General features: G+C 57.3%; 2 protein-coding genes. Both read left to right on the top strand.

The genetic code is table 11. The features are described from left to right. The coding region (locus RXV86_RS22035; RefSeq protein WP_316302731.1) for a hypothetical protein at positions 1-377 on the top strand (377 nt) is incomplete at its 5' end. Between the two features lie 98 nt (positions 378-475). Next, positions 476-667 (top strand): hypothetical protein (locus RXV86_RS22030; protein ID WP_316302730.1); only part of this gene is annotated, 192 nt, incomplete at its 3' end.

Genomic DNA, 667 nt, shown 5'->3' with positions numbered 1-667 from the left:
CAATGGAGGATGGACCGATGGAAACGATTGTTAAACTGACGCACCATGCAGAAACCCGCAGCAACCAGCGCGGCATCAAGGCCGAGGCAATGGATGTGTTGCTGCGGTTCGGCAAGTATACCCACAGCTATCAAGGTACGGGGCGGAGAAGCTTTGTGACCATGACCAAGGCGGCGCGTCGCCGTGCGCGTGAAGCATTGGGTAAGGATGTCTACGCCCGACTTGAAAAGCATTTGGACAAGGTATTGGTCGTGGCCCGGAACGGCTGGGTCGTCACCTGCATGCAGCGCACGGAGCGGATCAAGCCGGATCAGAAGCCGTTTCGCCAGTTGCAGCGCCATATCTGCCGCAGCCGGTTCAATGACCTGGGCCGGTAAGACACCACAGAACTGCCCGGCTACATGACTGGCGTGGCTGGGCAGTCCGTTTTAACGTAGCGGCGTGAGAGATCGCCGGCAGGCAAGGGAAAGCACCGATGGCTGATATGGATGACTTCAGGAGCAGGTTGGTTGCTCTGCTGCAGGACTTGGAAGATCTCAGCGACGTGCGTGATTGGAATGTTGTGCTTGAAAAGGCATCAGATGCGCTTGACGAGATTGAAGGTTTGGATGCAGCGGACCGGGGCCAGATCGCGCAGCAACACGCTGAAATTTTGATCTGGAAGGCG

Source organism: Aliisedimentitalea sp. MJ-SS2, assembly GCF_032586155.1.
Taxonomy (GTDB): domain Bacteria; phylum Pseudomonadota; class Alphaproteobacteria; order Rhodobacterales; family Rhodobacteraceae; genus JAWHTC01.
The sequence above is the reverse complement of the archived record's forward strand: the minus strand, read 5'-3'. Positions and strand labels throughout refer to the sequence as shown.